Raw genomic sequence first — 653 nt, 5'->3', positions numbered from 1 at the left:
ATACGATTAAGTGCTTTTCTTGCCGTATCTGCTTTTTCATGCCAAAGGGGTGAGAGAACATTGCGAATGATATTTGCTGTTAATTGTTCTATAGGCAAATTCCCTATGTGTGGGATAACATGTAACTCCAGCGGAGAAAACCAGCGGCCGTTTTTACCTTCATTTTTCAACTCTGCTTTTTTGCTTTCAAAAGCCGCTTTTGCAATTTCTTGAAAAATATTGCTTTGCTGTTTTAAAATAGTCTGTTCTCGAAAGACAATAGGATCATTGCCTTCTTTAAGAATATCACTATAATGCCTAGCAAGCTCACGCGCTTCTTTTAAAGAGAGTTTTGTAACAGGACCAAGTCCCATTTCACGGCGCTTATTGTGGTGCGTATAGCGAAAAAACCAAGAGCGTGTATTGTCTTTTCGAACATTCAACCATAGCCCCGCCCCGTCACAATATTTACCCTGCGAGGACGTCTTTACGAATGATGCTGATAACCGATGAATCGCCCTCACTTAACGTCCCCTCTCGTCCACCTTTTCAAGCATTGCTCGTCCACCTTTTTTGGTCCACCTTTTAGACCACCTTTAATTTCTGATTTGAGATTTTTCCTTTAATGCTTACTTTTTTTATTGAATCATAAAAAGCTATAGACATCAATACGC

The 653-nt window shown here is 39.8% G+C and carries 1 protein-coding gene; it reads right to left on the bottom strand.

Annotation, left to right across the window (positions count from 1 at the left end):
• On the bottom strand, nucleotides 1-503 hold a 503-nt coding region (locus ACFIJK_RS09445), incomplete at its 3' end, for an integrase arm-type DNA-binding domain-containing protein (RefSeq protein ID WP_375627604.1).
• Nucleotides 504-653: the final 150 nt, after the last annotated feature.

Source organism: Bartonella sp. PS17NMGDW (assembly GCF_042193555.1).
Taxonomy (GTDB): Bacteria; Pseudomonadota; Alphaproteobacteria; order Rhizobiales; family Rhizobiaceae; genus Bartonella; species Bartonella grahamii.
Note: the sequence above shows the minus strand (reverse complement) of the source record. Positions and strands in the feature narration are given on the sequence as shown.